General features: G+C 72.1%; 16 protein-coding genes. 13 read left to right on the top strand and 3 right to left on the bottom strand.

The genetic code is table 11. From position 1 onward, the window contains the following. Positions 1 to 159: 159 nt before the first annotated feature. The gene (locus ABZU25_RS03870; RefSeq protein WP_355027806.1) at positions 160 to 1,074 is read right to left on the bottom strand and encodes a cyclase family protein; all 915 of its coding nucleotides are present in this window, start codon (positions 1,072 to 1,074) and stop codon (positions 160 to 162) included. A gap of 1,231 nt (positions 1,075 to 2,305) precedes the next feature. Here ABZU25_RS03870 and mfd point away from each other — a divergent pair. The 4 genes from mfd (at position 2,306) to ABZU25_RS03890 (ending at position 9,505) form a co-directional block, all read left to right on the top strand. Further along, entirely contained in the window at positions 2,306 to 5,950 is a 3,645-nt protein-coding gene (gene mfd / locus ABZU25_RS03875; protein ID WP_355027807.1) for a transcription-repair coupling factor, read from the top strand. Between the two features lie 66 nt (positions 5,951 to 6,016). Continuing rightward, on the top strand, positions 6,017 to 6,823 hold the full coding sequence (locus ABZU25_RS03880; protein ID WP_355027808.1) for a hypothetical protein: 807 nt from the start codon (positions 6,017 to 6,019) through the stop codon (positions 6,821 to 6,823). A gap of 2 nt (positions 6,824 to 6,825) precedes the next feature. After that, positions 6,826 to 7,797, top strand: a complete 972-nt coding sequence (locus tag ABZU25_RS03885; protein WP_355027809.1) for a nucleoside triphosphate pyrophosphohydrolase — start codon at positions 6,826 to 6,828, stop codon at positions 7,795 to 7,797. 88 nt (positions 7,798 to 7,885) lie between these two features. Further along, the gene (locus ABZU25_RS03890) at positions 7,886 to 9,505 is read left to right on the top strand and encodes a DUF885 domain-containing protein (RefSeq protein WP_355027810.1); all 1,620 of its coding nucleotides are present in this window, start codon (positions 7,886 to 7,888) and stop codon (positions 9,503 to 9,505) included. Between the two features lie 113 nt (positions 9,506 to 9,618). On the opposite strand, the gene nudC is transcribed toward ABZU25_RS03890, so the two are convergent. Further along, positions 9,619 to 10,482: an NAD(+) diphosphatase gene (gene nudC / locus ABZU25_RS03895; RefSeq protein WP_355027811.1), complete on the bottom strand. Its 864-nt coding sequence runs from the start codon at positions 10,480 to 10,482 to the stop codon at positions 9,619 to 9,621. A gap of 215 nt (positions 10,483 to 10,697) precedes the next feature. Then, positions 10,698 to 11,393: a hypothetical protein gene (locus ABZU25_RS03900; protein WP_355027812.1), complete on the bottom strand. Its 696-nt coding sequence runs from the start codon at positions 11,391 to 11,393 to the stop codon at positions 10,698 to 10,700. Positions 11,394 to 11,606: 213 nt separating this feature from the next. On the opposite strand from ABZU25_RS03900, the gene eno reads away from it, so the two are divergent. From eno to ABZU25_RS03945, 9 genes are all read left to right on the top strand, one after another. Then, positions 11,607 to 12,890, top strand: a complete 1,284-nt coding sequence (eno, locus tag ABZU25_RS03905) for a phosphopyruvate hydratase (protein WP_184181511.1) — start codon at positions 11,607 to 11,609, stop codon at positions 12,888 to 12,890. Positions 12,891 to 12,922: 32 nt separating this feature from the next. Continuing rightward, entirely contained in the window at positions 12,923 to 13,564 is a 642-nt protein-coding gene (locus ABZU25_RS03910; RefSeq protein WP_355027813.1) for a septum formation initiator family protein, read from the top strand. Between the two features lie 33 nt (positions 13,565 to 13,597). Beyond that, a complete protein-coding gene (locus ABZU25_RS03915) occupies positions 13,598 to 14,155 on the top strand; it encodes a DUF501 domain-containing protein (protein ID WP_355027814.1) in 558 nt (185 codons plus the stop codon). Next, entirely contained in the window at positions 14,152 to 14,688 is a 537-nt protein-coding gene (locus ABZU25_RS03920) for an amino-acid N-acetyltransferase (protein ID WP_355027815.1), read from the top strand. The genes ABZU25_RS03915 and ABZU25_RS03920 overlap by 4 nt, the downstream gene beginning before the upstream one ends. Positions 14,689 to 14,820: 132 nt before the next feature. Beyond that, entirely contained in the window at positions 14,821 to 15,762 is a 942-nt protein-coding gene (locus ABZU25_RS03925) for a Ppx/GppA phosphatase family protein (RefSeq protein ID WP_355027994.1), read from the top strand. A 240-nt stretch (positions 15,763 to 16,002) separates the two neighbouring features. Beyond that, positions 16,003 to 16,335: a PadR family transcriptional regulator gene (locus ABZU25_RS03930; RefSeq protein ID WP_030328782.1), complete on the top strand. Its 333-nt coding sequence runs from the start codon at positions 16,003 to 16,005 to the stop codon at positions 16,333 to 16,335. After that, positions 16,332 to 17,354: a hypothetical protein gene (locus ABZU25_RS03935; RefSeq protein ID WP_355027816.1), complete on the top strand. Its 1,023-nt coding sequence runs from the start codon at positions 16,332 to 16,334 to the stop codon at positions 17,352 to 17,354. The genes ABZU25_RS03930 and ABZU25_RS03935 overlap by 4 nt, the downstream gene beginning before the upstream one ends. Before the next feature lie 130 nt (positions 17,355 to 17,484). Beyond that, positions 17,485 to 18,279 (top strand): hypothetical protein, encoded by a 795-nt coding sequence (locus ABZU25_RS03940; RefSeq protein ID WP_355027817.1) that lies wholly within the window; start codon positions 17,485 to 17,487, stop codon positions 18,277 to 18,279. A 198-nt stretch (positions 18,280 to 18,477) separates the two neighbouring features. Next, positions 18,478 to 19,164, top strand: coding sequence for a dienelactone hydrolase family protein (locus tag ABZU25_RS03945; protein ID WP_355027818.1), 687 nt, complete (start codon positions 18,478 to 18,480; stop codon positions 19,162 to 19,164). Positions 19,165 to 19,177: the final 13 nt, after the last annotated feature.

Genomic DNA, 19,177 nt, shown 5'->3' on the forward strand with positions numbered 1-19,177 from the left:
TCGTTGGCCTGGCGTGTCCGCTGTTGGCTTGGCGCGTGCGTCGTTGGCCTGGCGTGTCCGCTGTTGGCTTGGCGCGTGCGTCGTTGGCCTGGCGTGTCCGCTGTTGGCTTGGCGCGTGCGTCGTTGGCCTGGCGTGCGTCGCCGCCGCTGCGGGTGACGTCAGGGGCTGACGACGGCGAAGGCGCGGACCGGGAAGGTGCCCATGCCAGCCACCCTCGGTGGGGCCGCGGTGAACCGGAACCCGTCCGGAGGCAGCGCGTCCAGGCCGGTCAGGTGCTCCACGATCGGGATGCCGGCGGCGAGCAGGGTGCTGTGCGCGGGGCGCTGACCCCCGGCCGCCGGGCTCATGTCGTCGATGTTGATCGAGTCGATGCCGACCAGTGTCGCGCCCGCGTCGGCCAGTACCTGGGCGGCGTCCCCGGTCAGGTACGGCGCCTCCGGCGCGCCGTACCGCTCGGTCCCGAAGTGCGCATCCCAACCGGTGTGCAGCAGCACCGCGCGCCCAGCCACCTCGTACGGGGCCAGCATCAACCGGTCCACGGCCCGGACGCCGGGCGGCACCCGGACCACCACTCCCGGCAGGTCGGCGAGGATGTCCAGGGACACTCCGGTCAGATCGTCACGGCCGGCCCAACGATGGGCGGGAGTGTCCAGGTACGTGCCGGTGTTGGCGATCATGTCGATCCGGGCCACGTGGAACTCGGTGCCCGGCGCGTACCGCTCGCGGGATGCCGCGAAGGTCAGCCAGTCGGTGATCCGGGGGCCCGGCCAGCCCGGCAGGGTGGTCATTCCGTCGCTGATCACGTGGCTCAGCTCGACCAGCCGGCGAGCGGACGTTGACCGGTCGACGGCAACGCCGCGGCCGCCCTTGTGGGGCTCTCCGATGATGGTCTTCGCGCTGATCCGGACCTCGGCGACCATCAGCAACCCGAGATGCCGGACGAACAACGCCGCCAACTCGTCGTCGCTGATCTCCTGACCCGGAATGTCCAGCCGGAAGCCCTCAGTACGCAGCCCGCCGCCGTTGGCGAAGCTCACCTCCGCGTCGAACTGCGCCCGCCACTGCTCATCCACCCCGAAACCCGACCATGACAGCCGCCGATCGGTCAAGATCTACGTTCCGTCCTCGGCCGCCTCGGACTGCGGGGTTCGGACCGCCTCGGGCTGCGGCGTTCGGCGTCTCGGGCCGCGGGGGTTCGGCCGTCTCGGGCTGCGGCGTTCGGCGTCTCGGGCTGCGGGGGTTCGGCCGTCTCGGGCTGCGGGGTTCGGGCTATGCCTTGGGCTGCCGGGTTCGCCCGCCCCGAGCTGTCGGGTTCGGCTGTTCGGGCTGTGGGGTTCGGGCCGTGCCTTGGACTGCGGCGTTCGCCCGCCCCGGGGTTCGGGCCGGGCCGTGGACCGGCCCCCTTCGGCCGTGGCAGGGCGTCTGGTTCGGTCGCCTCGGGCCCGGTGAGTGCTCGCTACACCACCCATCGTCTCTGGTCCGCGTCCTCCAGTTGGCCAAGGTCGTGCTCGACTCGGGAAAGGGTGCGATCCGCCGGCTTCGAGACCACTACACCCTGGATCGAGCACGACCTTGATCCTGTTGCCCCTGCGCAAGGCGGCAGCGCGGGATCGCCCCGGCGATCACGCGTGTACGCGCGCTCCGGCACGATCGACGCTGCTCCACCGACAAGATCCGCACAACATCAGGGAAGTTGCTGCCTCCCGCGCCCCGGAAGCAGCAACTTCCGGGAAGTTGCGTGGATCTTGGGGTGGGGCACGGGCTTGCGGGGCGCGGCAGGGCGTGGCCCGGATCTGGGCCGGGGGGTGCGCGGCGTGGGGGTGTGCTGTGGCGCGGATCTGGGCCGGGGGTGCGCGGCGTGGGGGTGTGCTGTGGCGCGGATCTGGGCCGGGGGTGCGCGGCGTGGGGGTGTGCTGTGGCGCGGATCGGGGCCGGGGGGTGCGCGGCGTGGGGGTATGCCGTGGCGCGGACCTGGGCTGGGAGTGCGTGGCGGGGCGTGGCGGACCTGGGCCGGGGGGTGCGCGGCGGGGCGTGGCGCGGATCTGGGCTCGGGTGTGTGTGCCGTGGCGTGGCCTTGGGCCGAGGGTGAATGGCGTGGGGCGTGGCGCTGACCTGGGAGAAGGGGCGTGGGCATGGCGCGGACCTGGGGGGGGTGCGCGGGCGGGGTGTCGAGCGCGACGCGGCGTGGTCCTGGGCGGAAGGGGGTGCGTGTCGGTGGACGGGGATAGGCTTGCGTCGTGCACCCCCCGTCCGGCTGGACGAGGGGCCGCCGTCGTGTGCGTCGACTCCCCTGGAAGGATTCCCTTGCTCACCGGTCTGTTCTCCGCCGCCCTGGCCGACCCCGGGCTGACCCGGGCGCGTGACCTGGCGCGCTCCGGTGCCGCCCAGGTCGACGGCCTCGACATCACCGCCCCCGCCGCGCTGCGCCCGTTCGCGGTCGCCGCGGTCGCGGCCGACCCCGACGGCACCGGGGGCGGGGCCGGGCGACCCGTGCTGGCGGTGACCGCCACCACCCGCGAGGCCGACGACCTGGCTGCCGCGTTGGGTGGGTTGCTGCCGGCGGATCAGGTGGTGGTCTTCCCCTCCTGGGAGACGCTGCCGCACGAGCGGCTCTCCCCACGCTCGGACACGGTGGGTCGGCGGCTGGCCGTGCTGCGTCGGTTGGCGCACCCGGAGTCGACCGACGCGCACGGCGGCACCGGTCCGCTGCGGGTGGTCGTGGCCCCGGTCCGTTCACTGCTCCAACCGCAGCTCAAGGGGCTCGGTGACCTGGAGCCGGTGCAGCTCGCCGCGGGCGAGGAGGCGGACCTGGAGGAGGTCGCCCACCGCCTGGTCGACATGGCGTACGCGCGGGTCGACCTGGTCACCAAGCGCGGCGAGTTCGCGGTACGCGGCGGCATCCTGGACGTTTTCCCGCCGACCGACGAGCACCCGTCCCGGGTCGAGTTCTGGGGCGACGAGGTGGAGGAGATCCGCACCTTCGCGGTCGCCGACCAGCGAACCATCGAGCAGGTTCCGCTGCTCTGGGCGCCGCCCTGCCGTGAGCTGCTGCTCACCCCGGCGGTCCGCGACCGGGCCGCCGCGCTCGCCGAGCAGCACCCCGAGTTGGCCGAGATCCTGGACAAGCTGGCCGAGGGCATCCCGGTGGAGGGGATGGAGTCGCTGGCGCCGGTGCTTGTCGGCCCCGACTCGCTGGAGTTGCTGCTGGACGCCATGCCGGCCGGCACCCACGTGCTGCTGTGCGACCCGGAGCGCATTCGCACGCGGGCGCACGATCTGGTGCGTACCTCGGAGGAGTTCTTGCAGGCCAGCTGGGCCGCCGCCGCGGTCGGCGGCCAGGCCCCGGTGGACGTCGGCGCCGCTGCCTTCCGCACTCTCGGTGAGGTACGCGCCACCGCCGGCGAGCTCGGCCAGCCGTGGTGGACGCTGTCCCCGTTCGGTCTGGTCGAGGGGGAGACGGCGACCGAGACGCGCCAGCCCTGGGAGGACGCGCCGGAGCAGGCCGCCGTCACCCCGGACGACGCCATCGCGGTGACCCTCGCCGCCCAGCCGGCCCCGCTCTACCACGGCGAGACGACGCGGGTGGTCGAGGACCTCAAGCGCTGGGCTGGCGAGGGCTGGTCGATCGCGCTGGTCTTCGAGGGGCACGGCCCCGCCCAGCGGGCGGTGGAGGTGCTGCGCGACGCCGGCCTGGGCGCACGGTTGACCGACGAGGTGCCGACCGCGCCCGTCCCCGGCGAGCTGGTGGTCACCTGTGGCGCGCTGAGCAGCGGGTTCGTCGACGAGGCGTCCCGCTTCGTGCTGCTCACCGGCAATGACGTCACCGGTGGTCGCGGCACCTCGACGCGGGACATGCGCAAGATGCCGAGCCGGCGGCGCAACACCATCGACCCGCTGGAGTTGAAGGCCGGCGACCACGTGGTGCACGAGCAGCACGGTATCGGCCGCTACGTCGAGCTGGTGCAGCGCACCGTCAACGGCGCCAGCCGGGAATACCTGGTGATCGAGTACGCGGCCAGCAAGCGGGGCCAGCCCGGCGACCGCCTGTTCGTGCCCACCGACCAACTCGACCAGCTCTCCCGCTACGTGGGCGGCGAGCAGCCGACCCTGCACAAGATGGGCGGCTCGGACTGGCAGAAGTCCAAGGCCCGCGCCCGCAAGGCGGTCCGGGAGATCGCCGCGCAGCTCATCCAGCTGTACGCCGCCCGCAAGGCGTCCAAGGGCCACTCGTTCGGCCCGGACACCCCGTGGCAGCGCGAGCTGGAGGACGCCTTCCCCTGGCAGGAGACGCCGGACCAGCTTGCCGCTATCGACGAGGTCAAGCGGGACATGGAGCAGACCGTTCCGATGGACCGGTTGATCTGCGGCGACGTCGGCTACGGCAAGACCGAGATCGCGGTACGGGCGGCGTTCAAGGCGGTGCAGGACGGCAAGCAGGTGGCGGTGCTGGTGCCGACGACGCTGCTGGTGCAGCAGCACTACAACACGTTCGCCGAGCGGATGAGCCAGTTCCCGGTGCAGATTCGGCAGCTGTCGAGGTTCCAGACTCCGAAGGAGACCGAGCGGACGCTGGAGATGGTCGCCGACGGCACCGTCGACATCGTCATCGGCACCCACCGGCTGTTGCAGACGGCCACCCGGTTCAAGCAGCTCGGTCTGGTGGTCGTCGACGAGGAGCAGCGCTTCGGTGTCGAGCACAAGGAACACCTGAAGACGCTGCGCGCCTCGGTCGACGTGCTGAGCATGTCGGCCACCCCGATCCCACGGACCCTGGAGATGGCGATCACCGGTATCCGGGAGATGTCCACCATCGCCACCCCGCCGGAGGAGCGGCACCCGGTGCTCACCTTCGTGGGCGCGCAGGACGACCGGCAGGTGGCGGCGTCCATCCACCGCGAGTTGCTCCGCGACGGGCAGGTCTTCTACCTGCACAACCGGGTCGAGTCGATCGACCGGGCGGCGCGGCGGCTGCGGGAGCTGGTGCCCGAGGCGCGGGTCGCGGTGGCGCACGGCCAGATGGGCGAGGACGCCCTGGAGAAGGTCATGGTCGGCTTCTGGGAGAAGGAGTTCGACGTCCTGGTCTGCACCACGATCGTCGAGTCGGGCATCGACATCCCGAACGCCAACACCCTGATCGTGGAGCGTGCCGACCTGCTCGGCCTGGCCCAGCTGCACCAGATCCGGGGTCGGGTCGGCCGGGGCCGCGAGCGGGCGTACGCGTACTTCCTCTACCCGCCGGAGAAGCCGCTCACCGAGCACGCCCACGAGCGGTTGGCGACGATCGCCCAGCACACCGAGCTGGGCGCCGGCATGTACGTGGCGATGAAGGACCTGGAGATCCGGGGCGCCGGTAACCTGCTCGGCGGCGAGCAGTCCGGGCACATCGAGGGCGTCGGCTTCGACCTGTACGTGCGGATGGTCGGCGAGGCGGTCTCCGCGTTCAAGGGTGAGCGGGCGGAGGACGAACCCGACGTCAAGATCGACCTGCCGATCGACGCGCACCTGCCACACGACTACGTGAGCGTGGAACGGCTGCGCCTGGAGATGTACCGCAAGCTCGCCGAGGCACGCGACGCGGAGCGGCTGCACGAGGTGGTCGCCGAGATGACCGACCGGTACGGCGAGCCGCCGGCCCCGGTGCAGAACCTGGTGGAGGTGGCCCGGTTCCGCCTGCTGGCCCGCCGGTACGGCCTCACCGACGTGTCCGTGCAGGGCAAGCACGTCCGGTTCGGTCCGCTGCCCCTGCCGGATTCGAAGCAGCTGCGGCTCAAGCGCTACCACCCGGACGCCGTCTACAAGCTGGCCACCGACCAGGTGAGCGTGCCCCGCCCGACCACCCGTCGGGTCGGTGGCGAGCAGTTGCGGGATCAGGCGCTGCTCCAGTGGTGCGCGCAGTTGCTCTCCGATGTGCTCGGTGCCCCCGCCCCGCTCGCCGTCGCGGCGGGGTGAGGTGGGGGCGCCGGGGTGAGGTGGGGGCCGTCACAGCACGGACGAGGGCATGAGAGAGTGACGGGCATGCGTGCTCGCCGTGTGATCGCCGCCGCCAGCGTCGCGGCCCTGGGTGTCCTTTCCCTCGCCGCCTGCGGCAGGTCCGCGCCGGACGTCGCCGCGTACGTCGGTGACACCGCCTATTCGGTGGACCGGGTCGACGCCATTTACGCCGATGTGCAGGCGAAATACGGCGACGTGGTCCGGCAGGAGGCGGTCCGGGCGGGTGCCACGCCGTCGCCGGAGCAGTTGCGCTCCGCGGTCACCCGTCAGGACGTGGTCGACCTGCTCGTCAGCCTGGATCTGGGCAAGCGGGTGGTGGCGGCGAAGAACGTGCAGGTGCCCGACGAGATCACCCCGCAGCAGCTCGAACAGAACCTGCGGGTGCCGGCCACCACCGAGTACGCCAAGCTCTGGGGCGAGTGGGTCGACCTGCTTCAGGTGCTCAACCAGCAGCTTCCGCCGGCCGATTTGAGCGACGACTCGTTGATGGCCGTCTACGGCGCTCTCGCGAAGGCCGGGGCGATCAACGCCGGAATGTCGGTGGCCGACGTTCGCCAGGCGTTCGGCGACGGCGGTTTCGTCCGCGCCGCCACCGCCCTCGGCGCCGCACTGGGGGAGGAGGCGGGCCGGGTCGACGTCTCGATCAACCCGCGTTTCCGGGCGGTCGGGGTGCCGTCGTTGGTGAGTACCGGCGAGTCGGTGGTCTTCTACTCGCTGCCGTACATCAACGAGGACGGCCCGGTCACCGACATCTCCACCCCGGAGTCGGTGCCGTCGACCGGCTCCCCGAGTGCCGAGGGCCCAGCGCCGGACCAGGGCACGGCCAGCTGAGCATGACGGCACGGATCGTCCTCCTGGTCACCTCACCCCGGCTGCCGGCCGGCCTGTTGACCTCCGCGGCCTGGGACGTCGTACGCCAGCACCCGGTGTTGACCGGCGCGGAGAGCGAACTGGCCACTGCCGCGCGCCAGGCGGGCGCCGCTGTGACAGTGGTGGACGGTCCGGCGACGCAGCCGTTGCTGGATGCGGTGGCGACGCACGGCACTGTGGTGTGGCTGGCCGGCCCCGCTGGCGACGAGGCGCTGGCTCGGGAGTTGGGTCTGCGGCTGGCCCGGCAGCCGGGGTTGGCCGAGATGGAGTTGATGTACGGCTCGTGGGACCCGCCGGGTGCCCGGCTGCTCGACGCGGTGGCTGTGCTGGACCGACTCGCCTCGCCGGGTGGTGACCCGTGGAAGAGGGCGCAGACGCACCGCAGCCTCGCGGGTTATCTGCTGGAGGAGAGCTATGAGGCGTACGACGCGATAAGCGCCGACGACACCGACGCGCTGCGTGAGGAGTTGGGTGACGTCCTGTTGCAGGTGGTCCTGCACGCGCGGCTCGCCGAGGAGTTGCCCGAGGATGAGCGGTGGACCATCGACGACGTGGCGGGTGGCCTCGTCGACAAGATGATCCGGCGCAATCCGCACGTCTTCGCCGGGGCGGAGGCGGGCACGCTGGAGGAGATCACCGAGAACTGGGAGCGGATCAAGCGGGCGGAGAAGGCACGGAGTTCGGTGCTGGACGGGGTGGCCCTGAGCCAGCCCGCACTGGCCCTGGCCGCGCAGATCCTGGACCGCGCCGGCCGTGCCGGCCGAGCAGTCCCGCCGCCACTGGCCGACACCCAGGTAGACCCGGAGGCACGGCTGGGCGCCAGCCTCCTGGCAACGGTCGCGGCAGCCCGCGAGGCGGGAATCGACCCGGAGGCAGCCCTTCGCCGGGCCACCCTCGCCTACGCCGAGGCCGTCCGCGCCGCCGAGTCCGACTGACCGCAGGGTCTCCCTACCCCTGCCGGCAGCGGCGTGCCAGGGGTTGGTACGGCAGGTCGGGTCAGGGGTGCCGTCTAGGGTCGGGGGCATGGAGTCCTTCGTGCCACTGGCTGAGCGAATCGTCGACGCGGTGTTGGAGAGCCGGCCCGGCCTCGCCACCTCGGTGGGCGACCACCGTTACGACGACCGACTGCCGGACCTCTCCGCCGACGCGGTCGCCGCCGACCGGGCGATGCTCAAGGAGGCCGCCGACGCGCTCTCCGATATCGATCCAGCTGCTCTGGGCCTCGCGGAGCAGGTCGACCACGCGCTGCTCAGCTCACTTGTGGACCGGGGGTTGTTCGAGTCGACCGAGATGCGGGCCCACGAATGGGACCCACTGACGCACAATCCCGGCCCGCTGCTGCACGCCCTCCTCGCCCGCCCGTTCGCTCCCGCGGACGTCCGGCTGACCAGCCTCGCCGGCCGGCTCGCCGCCGTACCGGACGCTCTCGCCACCGCCCGCGCGACGCTGCGGGACATGCCGCGGATCCACGCCGAGACGGCGGTCGGGCAGTTCACCGGCACGGCGGCGCTGATCCGCGACGAGCTGCCGGCGCTGCTCGCCCAGGCGCCGAGCACCCTCGACCGGGTCGAGCCGGCGGCCACCGCGGCGATCGCCGCGCTGGAGGAGTTCGTCGCGTGGCTGCGTGCCGGTCTGGCCGCCGACGCCGGCCCCGGCCGTGACCCGCGGCTGGGCCGACGCCGCTGGGAGGCCCGCCTCTGGCACACCCTCGACACCGAGTTGGGCGCCGCCGAGATCCAGCGCCGTGCCTGGGCCAACCTGGACCGGGTCACCGCCGAGATCCGCGAGGCGGCCGTCGAGCTGGTCGGCGGCCCGGCCGACGACGGGGCTGTCCGCCGGGCACTGGACCTGCTCGCCGCCGAGCACCCGAACGACGGGACCATCGTCGACCTGGCCGGCATCACGCTGGACGAGGCCACCGACTTCGTCCGCGCGCACGACCTGGTCACCCTTGTCGACGACCGGTGCGTGATCCAGGAGATGCCGGAGTTCGCCCGGGGTGTCGCGGTGGCCTACTGCGACTCGCCCGGTCCGCTGGAGACCGCGGCCGTGCCGACCTTCTACTGCATCGCGCCCACCCCGTCGGACTGGTCGGCGCAGCGGGTGGAGTCGTTCTACCGCGAGTACAACGACCACATGATCCGCAACCTGACGGTGCACGAGGCGATGCCGGGGCACTTCCTCCAGCTCGCCCATGCCCGCCGCTATGTCGGTGCCACCCGGGTCCGGGCCCTGTCCGAGTCCGGCCCGTTCATCGAGGGCTGGGCGGTGTACGCGGAGGAGTTGATGGCGGGGCTTGGTTTCGGCGGCCTCCCGGTGCGGTTGCAGCAGCTCAAGATGCAGCTCCGGATGACCATCAACGCGCTGCTCGACCAGTTGGTGCACGCCGAGGGCCTGCCCGAGGCCGAGGCGATGGCGTTGATGACCGAACGCGGCTTCCAGGAGGAGGGCGAGGCGGCCGGCAAGTGGCGTCGGGCGCTGCTCACCTCCACCCAGCTCTCCACCTACTTCGTCGGGTACAGCGAGGTGGCCGAGATCGCCCTCGCCCGCCCGAACGGCGTGTCGGCCCGCGACTGGCACGACGCGATGCTCGCCCACGACTGCCCGCCCCCGCGCCACCTACGCACCCTGCTGGAGATCTAGGCTCCCCGCCGGTCAAGATCCGCGCAACGTCGCTGAAGTTGCTGCCTCCAGCGCGCCTGAGGCAGCAACATCCCCGAACCTGCGCGGATCTTGACCGCTGCGTCGCGGGGCGGTCACCGTCGCGCGGCGGTCACCGTCGCGTCGATCAGCCAGCGCGAGATGGAGTACGCGGGCGGCAGTTCCGCCGGCAGCGCATCCAGGCCGAACCACCGAGCCTGGGTCAGTTCCTGGCCGTCGACCACCGGCTCGGCGTGCGGGTCTGCGGCACGGGCGGTGAATCCGGCGAGCAGCACACCGGGGCCGGAGATCGCCCACGGCTGACTGCCGAAATAGGCCAGTCGGTCCACGGGCAGCCGGACCTCCTCGCTAACCTCCCGGTGTACCGCCGCCTCCAGCGTCTCGCCGGCCTCGACGAAGCCAGCCACCAGCGCCCACAGCCCGGTCGGCCCGGTCGCGTGCCGGACCAGCAGCAGCTCGTCGGCGCGCCCGGCCGGGCCCGGCCGGGTGATCGCCACCAGCACCGCGGCGGAGAGCTGCATCGGCACGTACAGACCGCAGTCGGGGCATCGCCGAGCGGTCTCGCCGGGCAGGTCGGTCAGCTCGGCCCGGCAGGCGCCGCACCACCGGTGGGTACGCCGCCACGTCATCACCGCCAGCGCCCGGCCGGCGAGCGTGGCGTGTGGCTCCGGCACCTCGGCGGCGAGCGAGGCCCAGTCGCGCGCCTGGCCGGGCAGATCCTCGGCGGTGGACAACTCGGTGGCCCACGCGGGTGTTCCGTCGAGGGTGCCCAGCGGCACCCAGTCGGTGTCGGCGGGCAGGTCGACCACCCGGAGCGGTTGACCGTCGGCGCTGGTCAGCAGCTTCGCGCCGGTCACCGGCAGGGCCAGGTCGCCGGGGGCGGGCGGCCGACTCCGGTCGGCTCCCGGCCGGAACCCGCAGTGCGGCGCGGTGGCCGCCGACCCGCCGTGGGATGCCACGGACGGGACTGGGCCGCGCCCTGGGGCGGACGTGGCAGAGCCGTGCCCCGGGGCGGACGTTGCCGCGCCGTGCCCTGGGGCGGACAGGGCAGAGCCGTGCCCAGGGGCGGACGTTGCCGCGCCGTGCCCTGGGGCGGACAAGGCAGAGCCGCGCTCAGCGGAGGACGGGGCCGCGTCGCGCCCTGGCGTGGGCGTGAGCCCGGCCGCTGGGTCGGTCACGAGCCGCCGGGGCGACGGTCCACGACACCGGCGCCGGCCGGCGGGTCGAACGCGCCGGTGTCGACCGTCGCGGAGTAACGGCTCAGCGCCAGGTCCACCGGCTTGCCGTCGACCGGCCCGGTGAAGCTGCCGAGCACGCCCTCGGTGGTCACGCATGCGGTGAAGTCACCGGACGGCGAGCCCTGCACCTCGACGCAGGCGGCGTGGTGCCCGGCGACTGTGGTGTCGCTCTGCTTGATGACCGCCTGCGGGTCGAGCGCGGCGGCGGTCAGCAGCCCGACCACCACGGGTGGGGTGGCAAGGCCCTGCCGGTTCGCCTCGCCGAAGAGCGTCACTGTGGGCTTGCTGCCCGGGGTGGGTGGGGCGACCAGCGTGCACTCGGGGCGGGCGCCGGTCGTCGTACACCGGGTGATGGCCTCCGGGGTGACGGTGAGCCGCCCGCCCGGGTAGGTGTACGCGGACCGGGCCGGATCCTGCGCCTGCACGATCTCGGCGCTCTGGCCGCCCGGGAGTTGGTAGTCGGCCGAGTAGGTCAGCTCCAGCGCCCGGTCGAGCCGGGCGGCGAGGTCGTTGACGAGTTCCGAGCGACCCATGGCGACTCCGGCGTCCTCGAATGTCTGACAGCCGGTGACCGTGAGCGACGCGATGACCGACACGGCGAGCATGCGGAGGGTGGTCGAGGCGGCGGGCATGACGACCAGCCTGGTGGATGTGGTCCGCGCAGCGCAAACCCGTTGCCGGTTGACGCCCGGAAATCCGGGAATGTCCGTCACCGCGGGGCGACTCGGGTGCGCGGGCGACGCCGTGCCCGTTCGTGCGGCCCGATACGCTGCGTTCAACACCTGCCTCAGCCGCACCGTCGCGGCCCACCCACGGACCGGATCACAACAACGAGGAGCGACTTAGTGGCAACCATCGAGGGAATCGTCGCCCGGGAGATTCTCGACTCGCGGGGCAACCCGACGGTCGAGGTCGAGGTCGGCCTGGACGACGGCACGGTCGCCCGCGCCGCCGTGCCCTCCGGCGCCTCCACCGGCGCCTTCGAGGCGATCGAGCTGCGCGACGGTGACGCCGACCGCTACCAGGGCAAGGGCGTGGAGAAGGCGGTCTCCAACGTCGAAGACAAGATCGTCGACCAGATCATCGGGTACGAGGCCAGCGAGCAGCGGCTGATCGACCAGAAGATGCTCGACATCGACGGCACCGACAGCAAGTCGGAGCTGGGCGCGAACGCCATCCTCGGGGTCTCCCTGGCGGTGGCGAAGGCCGCTGCCGGCAGCGCCGAGCTGAGCCTCTTCCGTTACCTGGGCGGCCCGAACGCGCACCTCCTGCCGGTGCCGATGATGAACATCCTCAACGGTGGCGCGCACGCCGACTCGAACGTCGACATCCAGGAGTTCATGGTCGCGCCGATCGGCGCGCCGACCTTCCGGGAGGCGCTGCGTTCGGGCGCCGAGGTCTACCACGCGCTGAAGTCGGTGCTGAAGAAGAAGGGCCTGTCGACCGGGCTCGGCGACGAGGGTGGCTTCGCGCCGAACCTGCCGACCAACGCGGCAGCCCTGGACCTGATCGCCGAGGCGGTCGAGAAGGCCGGCTACCGGCTCGGCACCGACATCGTGTTCGCGCTCGACGTGGCGGCCACGGAGTTCTTCGACAACGGCACCTACACCTTCGAGGGTGCCGCGAAGTCTGCCGAGGAGATGAGCAACTACTACACGAAGCTGGCCGGTGACTACCCGATCGTGTCGATCGAGGACCCGCTGGCGGAGGACGACTGGAGTGGCTGGCAGACGCTTACCGCCTCGATCGGCGACCGGGTGCAGATCGTCGGTGACGACCTGTTCGTGACCAACCCGCAGCGCATCGCCCGCGGCATCGCGGAGAAGTCGGCAAACGCGGTCCTGGTCAAGGTCAACCAGATCGGCTCGCTGACCGAGACCCTGGACGCGGTGGACCTGGCCCACCGGGCCGGCTTCAAGTGCATGATGAGCCACCGTTCCGGCGAGACCGAGGACACCACCATCGCCGACCTGGCGGTGGCCACCGGCTGCGGCCAGATCAAGACCGGCGCGCCGGCCCGCTCGGACCGCGTCGCGAAGTACAACCAGCTGCTCCGGATCGAGGAGGAGCTGGCCGACGCGGCGCGCTACGCCGGCGCTGGCGCGTTCCCGCGCTACCGTTCGGCCTGAGACGCGCGAAGCCTCGGGGGAGGGGTGTGACGATGCAGCAGCGCCGCACACCGGGTGGTCAGCGTCCCGCCCGCCGGCCGGGTCAGTCCGGTCGGCCGGGCGGTGGACGGGCCACCCGGGGATCGGTCCGCGAGACCGGCGTACGCGCCGAGCCGCGCGGCACCGCTGGTCGGGCTCCGGGCGCGGCCCGGGGCGCCGAGGGCGTCCGCTCCGCGAATCGTCCGGCCGCCGCTCGGCGTACCGCCGCCGGTGGTGCCGTCAAGCGGCTCACCGCACCTCACCCCCGTCGCTTCACCGGTCGGGCCACCGTGCTGTTCGCGGTCCTGATCGCGCTCGCGCTGGCCTACACCTACCCGGTCCGGGTCTACCTGGACCAGCAGGCCGACATCGAGCGGATGGAGGCGGCCCAGGCGGTGCAGGAGGCGGAGATCGCCAAGTTGGCCGCCGAGGCCGCCAACTGGAAAGACGAGGAATACATCAAGACGCAGGCTCGGGAGCGGTTCTTCATGGGCCCGCCTGGCGAGAAGATGATGGTGGTGCTGCACGACCCGGAGGGCGCCGCCCGGGATGCCGGGAAGTCGGCCGGTTCGGCCGCCCCGGCCGGGCCATCGACCTGGTACGACACGCTCTGGTCGAGCGTGCAGGCGGCGGACAGCCAGCAGCCGGGCAAGTGATCCACCGACCAGCACACCAGGAGAGATGGCACAGTGACTGTCGTACCACCGTCGGAGCCGGCGGCGGATTCCGTACCCTTGCCGCAGCGTGAGTCGGCCACCGAGGCGGACCTGGCCGCGGTGGCCGCGCAGCTCGGCCGGACGCCCCGGGGCACCCGGGCGGTGGCGCACCGTTGCCCGTGCGGACTCCCGGACGTGGTGGAGACGACTCCCCGTCTCGCCGACGGCACGCCGTTCCCCACGCTCTACTACCTGACCTGCCCCCGTGCCACCGCGGCGTGCAGCCGGCTGGAGTCGGCGGGGCTGATGAAGGACATGGCGGACCGATTGACGACGGATCCCGAGTTGGCCGCCCACTACCGTGCCGCGCACGAGGACTACCTCGCCCGCCGGAAGGCGGTCGGCGAGGTGCCGGAAATCGCCGGTATCTCGGCGGGTGGGATGCCGGGCCGGGTGAAGTGCCTGCACGTGCACCTGGGGCACGCGCTGGGCGCCGGCCCCGGGGTGAACCCATTCGGTGACGAGACGTTGCAGCTGGTCGAGCCCTGGTGGACGGCCGGCCCGTGCGTGGACGTCCCGGCGGGCGAATGAACGTTCAGGCTGGGTCGTCGGCACCCGAGAGTCAGATCCTGGTGCGGCGGGCTCGCACCGGGGACGTGCGCGGCATCCGGCGGCTGGTCGACACCTACACCAACGACCGGCGGCTGTTGAGCAAGGCGACAGTCACCCTCTACGAGCAGGTGCAGGAGTTCCGGGTGGCGGTCCGCCCCGTCGACGACGCAGTGGTGGGTTGCGGTGCGCTGCACATCATGTGGGAGGACCTGGCCGAGATCCGTACGGTCGCTGTGGATCCGGTCTGTCGGGGCCGGCGGATCGGGCACCGGCTGGTGGACGAGCTGATCGACGCGGCCCGGGAGTTGGGGGTGGCACGGATCTTCGTGCTCACCTTCGAGACGCAGTTCTTCGGCGCGTTCGGTTTCCAGGAGATCGACGGCGCACCGGTGCCGCAACCGGTGTACGAGCAGTTGCTGCGCTCGTACGACGAGGGTGTCGCGGAGTTCCTGGACCTGGAGCGGGTCAAGCCGAACACGCTGGGTAACACCCGGATGCTGCTGCGCCTCTAGTCAGGCCGGCGGGGGTGGGCCGCGAAGAACTCTTACGTCAGGTCGGTGGCCGACAGACCGAGGGTCGGCCACCCGGCCAAGGCCCGGGGTGCCCGCCCGTCCTGCCGTAAGGTTGCTGCCGTGACGACGCGTGTGGCGGCCATCGACTGCGGGACCAACTCGATCCGACTGCTGGTCGCCGACCTGCCCGAGGAGTCCACCGGGTCGCCGGCGCCGCTTGTCGACCTGACCCGCCGGATGGAGATCGTCCGGCTCGGCCAGGGTGTCGACCGCACCGGCCGGTTGGCGCCGGAGGCGATCGAACGGACCCGGGTGGCGCTGGCGTCGTACGCGGCGGACATCGAGAAGCTGGGCGCGGAGCGGGTGCGCATGTGCGCCACCTCGGCGTCCCGGGATGCCGCCAACGCCGACGACTTCACGGAGATGGTGCGGGGCACCCTCGGCGTCGCGCCGGAGGTCGTCACCGGCGACGAGGAGGCTCGGCTGTCGTTCACCGGCGCGGTGCGCGGCCTGCCGGCCGACGCGAGGGAGCCGTTCCTGGTCGTCGACATCGGCGGTGGTTCCACCGAGTTCGTGGTCGGTGACCGGGCCGCGGGGGTGCGCGCGGCGATCTCGGTGGACATCGGCTGTGTCCGGATGACCGAGCGGCACCTGCCCGGCGACCCGCCGACGCCCGAGCAGGTCGCGGCGGCAGAGGCCGACATCGCGGCCGCCGTGGACCGGGCGCTCGCCGTGGTGCCCGGCCGCGAGGCGGCCACCCTGGTCGGCCTCGCCGGGTCGGTCACCACAGTGGTCGCCATCGCGCAGGGCCTGCGGGAGTACGACCCGGAGCGCATCCACCACGCCCGGGTGTCCTACGAGGCGGTCGCCCAGGTGACCGCGGACCTGCTGGGCCAGACCCGTGCGCAGCGGTTGGCGATCCCGGTGATGCACCCGGGCCGGGCCGACGTGATCGGCGCTGGTGCGCTGGTGCTCCGCGTGATCATGGAGCGGGCCGGGATGCCGTCGGTGGTCGCCTCGGAGCACGACATTCTCGACGGCATCGCCTGGAGCCTCCAGCCAGCCACGCGCTAGCGGGGCGCGTGATCGACGGAAGGACCCCCGCGAGGCGGTTGATCGACTCCATTGTGGGGAAGTCGGGGCGTCCGAGTCGCCTGGATGCCCCGACTTCCAGGAACCCGAGTGAATCTTGCCAGCGCCAGCGCCAGCGCCAGCGCCAGCGCCAGCGCCAGCGCCAGCGCCAGCGCCAGCGCCAGCGCGTGTCGGTGCCGGAATCGTTGACGCTACTTCGCATTGCGTAGTAGTGTGCATTGCGTGGACACCACACAGTTGCTGAAGGGCGTGCTCGACATGGCCGTCCTGGCCGTCCTCCGGGAGGAGGACGGCTACGGTTACGACATCCTGCGCCGGTTGCGCGAGGCCGGCCTGGAAGAGGTCGGCGACGCCTCGGTCTACGGGACGCTACGCCGGCTCTTCGCCGCCGGCCTGCTCACCACCTACGTCGTGCCGAGCGAATCCGGGCCGCACCGCAAGTACTACTCACTCAACGCCGCGGGGCGGGACCAGTTGACCCGCTCCGGCAAGCTCTGGCGCTCGTTCGCCACCACAATGGACAGTCTGCTCGACGATCGGGGGATGGCGGCATGACCGTCGCGGAGCAGGAGATCACCGACTATGTGGCGCGGGTCCGGGCCGCTCTGGCCGACCTGCCGTCCACGCAACGCGACGAGCTGATCGAGGATCTCGCCGACCACCTCAGTGAGGTGGCCGCCGAGGCCGAGGGCACTCTCGTCGAGCGGCTGGGCGAGCCCGAGACGTACGCCGCCGAGCTGCGCGCCGCGGCCGGCGCCACCCCGGGCGGTGGGCGCAACCTCGACCAGCGGGTCGCGACCGCGATGGTCCGGCTCCGGAGCCGGCTGAGCGCGGTCGACACCCGGCTCGGTCCACCCCTGGGGTACGCGCACGCCAGCGACTTCCTCCGCCTGCTGCGCCCGGCGTGGTGGGTGCTGCGCGGCTATCTGGCCGCGATGCTGCTCACCGCGATCAGCACCGGCGGTGACTCCTACGGTCTGCTGCCTCGGTTTGGTGGCGAGTCGCTCGCCGGCATGGTCATGCTGGTCGGCCTCGTGCTCGCCTCGATCTGGCTCGGTCGTCGCTCCGCCCAGCTGACCCGCTGGCCGCGTTCGGCGCTGCAGGTCGGCAGCGCGGTTCTTGTGGTCTTCGCGCTCTCCGCCCTGGTCAATCTCGAGGGCCGGCTCGACCGCGGCTACTACTACGACCAGACCTCGGTCGACAGCCAGTACAGCCAGGTCCGGGACGTCTTCGTCTACGACAGCGAGGGCCGGCTGGTGGAGAACGCCCGGCTCTTCGACCAGGACGGCAACCCGATCCGCCTGGGCTACCCGGACTGCGAAGGTCGGGTCGACGAGTACGGCAACCCGCTGCTGCGGCCGTACCCGTACTGCGTGGGCCGGGCGCCCTTCGGTCCTCGCGGTCCGGCCGGGTCCAGCCCAACCGTGGCGCCGCCCGCGCCCAGCACGCTGCCAGCGGAGCCGAACAGCACGCCGACGGCCGGGCCGACCAGTACGCCGACACCGAGCGGAACGACGACCGGCGATCCCTCGGCGGAGCCGACCGCGACACCGAGCCCCACCCCGACGAGCTGAGTCACGGTGTGAATTGGATCATGCGGGCGAGGCTGGGAAATAACTGAACGGACGAGGCGAGCGGGACGACACCGGAAATCAATGATCGTTACGGTGTCGTCTGCTCATCAACCCCTCGGAAGGAACCCCTGTGCCAGAGCAGGTCGCAACGCCCCCCGCGTCCGACGCCGCACCGGCTGAGCCGGCCGTCGAGAAGCCGGAGCCGGCCGGCGAGACGCCGCAGCCGACCGAGCCGCAGCCGACCGAGCCGCAGCCGACCGAGCCGCAGCCGACCGAGCCGCAGGCGGCGGTGTCACGTCCGGCCGAGTCGGAGTCGGAGTCGGCCGGGCCGGAGTCGGCCCAGTCGCGTCCGGCCGGGCCGGAGTCGACCGAGTCGCGTCCGGCAGGGCCGCAGCCGACCGAGCCGCGTCCGGCCGAGCCGCAGTCGGCCGAGCCGCAGTCAGCCGAGCCGGAGTCGGCCGAGTCGCGTCCGGCCGGTCCGGAGTCGGCCGGGCCGGAGTCGGCCGGGCCGGAGTCGGCCGAGCCGGAGGTGAAGAAGTCTGGTGCGAAGAAGGCCCTCGGCATCGCCGGCGCGATCCTCGCGGTCGTCGTCGTCGCCGGCCTGAAGTTCGGTGTCGTCTCGGCGATCGGCAACTTCGTCAACAAGGACGAAACGGCTGCCGCCAAGGCCGGCGACTGCATCGCCAAGCTGCCCGAGGTCACCGGCACCAAGCAGGAGAAGGTCACGGACGCCCGGATCGTCGCGTGCACCTCGACCGAGGCGGCGTACAACGTGGTCGGTCGGGTCGAAGACCAGACCGAGGCCCAGGCCCGGGCCGGCACCGCCTGTGAGCAGTACTTCAAGCCGGACGAAGAGGGGTACATCTACTCCACCATCATGCCCGGCAAGACGGGCTACGTGCTCTGCCTGACCAAGAAGGCCTGACCACGGCGGTAGATCAGCATCGACGGCGGCGGGAGCTTACCCCGCCGCCGTCGGCGTACCCGGAGTCACCGGCGGGCGAACAGGAGGTGAATGCCACTGTTCCGGCGTCTTCCCGGCGGCGGCGCGGCATGGCAGGCTTTCGGCACTAGGACCACTGGGCGACCAGCCAACGATGACTGACCGCTAGGAGGACGGCCCATGGGCGAAATGGTGACCTACCGCAGCAACGGGGGTACGAGCGAGGGGTATCTCGCGATACCCGCCAGTGGCATGGCCAGCCCCGCCGTCATCGTCATCCAGGAGTGGTGGGGCCTGGTTCCGCACATCCGGTCGGTTGCGGAACGGTTCGCCGAGGCCGGTTTCGTCGCTCTCGCCCCGGATTTCTACAACGGTGAGACGACAAGCGAGCCGGACGAGGCGCAGCGGCTGCTGATGGCGATGCGGATGGACGAGGCGGCGAAGGACATCGCCGGCGCGGCCGACTATCTCGCCGGGCGGCCCGAGGTCACCGGTAAGGTCGGTGCGGTGGGCTTCTGCGCCGGTGGCAGCCTCGCCCTCTGGTCGGCCACCGTCTCCGAGCGGATCGTCGCGACCGCGGGTTTCTATCCGGTGCTGCCGTGGGAGTCGATGCGCCCCGACTGGGCCGACTACGCCGGCAAGGCCGCGCTCGTCCACTGCTCCGAAGAGGACGGCACCTCGGCCGCCGAGGGCGTGCAGACCGCCCGCCGGGCGATCGAGGAGGCCGGCGGCGACTGCCACCTCTACGACTATCCGGGCACCTCGCACGCCTTCTTCAACGACGACCGGCCGGAGGCGTTCGACCAGCGCGCCGCCGCCAGCGCCTGGGCCCGCACCCTGGAACTCTTCCGGGCCAAGCTTGGCTGAGTCGCGTACCCCG

It is taken from the genome of Micromonospora sp. NPDC005215 (assembly GCF_040607915.1).
GTDB lineage: Bacteria > Actinomycetota > Actinomycetes > Mycobacteriales > Micromonosporaceae > Micromonospora.

Excerpts from the sequence above, each read along its gene's own strand:
- ABZU25_RS03880 (WP_355027808.1), top strand. The coding sequence starts at position 6,017 with ATGCGTGCTCGCCGTGTGATCGCCGCCGCCAGCGTCGCGGCCCTGGGT.
- ABZU25_RS03945 (WP_355027818.1), top strand. The coding sequence starts at position 18,478 with ATGGGCGAAATGGTGACCTACCGCAGCAACGGGGGTACGAGCGAGGGG.
- ABZU25_RS03935 (WP_355027816.1), top strand. The coding sequence starts at position 16,332 with ATGACCGTCGCGGAGCAGGAGATCACCGACTATGTGGCGCGGGTCCGG.
- ABZU25_RS03900 (WP_355027812.1), bottom strand. The coding sequence starts at position 11,393 with ATGCCCGCCGCCTCGACCACCCTCCGCATGCTCGCCGTGTCGGTCATC.
- ABZU25_RS03885 (WP_355027809.1), top strand. The coding sequence starts at position 6,826 with ATGACGGCACGGATCGTCCTCCTGGTCACCTCACCCCGGCTGCCGGCC.
- ABZU25_RS03910 (WP_355027813.1), top strand. The coding sequence starts at position 12,923 with ATGCAGCAGCGCCGCACACCGGGTGGTCAGCGTCCCGCCCGCCGGCCG.
- ABZU25_RS03920 (WP_355027815.1), top strand. The coding sequence starts at position 14,152 with ATGAACGTTCAGGCTGGGTCGTCGGCACCCGAGAGTCAGATCCTGGTG.
- ABZU25_RS03890 (WP_355027810.1), top strand. The coding sequence starts at position 7,886 with ATGGAGTCCTTCGTGCCACTGGCTGAGCGAATCGTCGACGCGGTGTTG.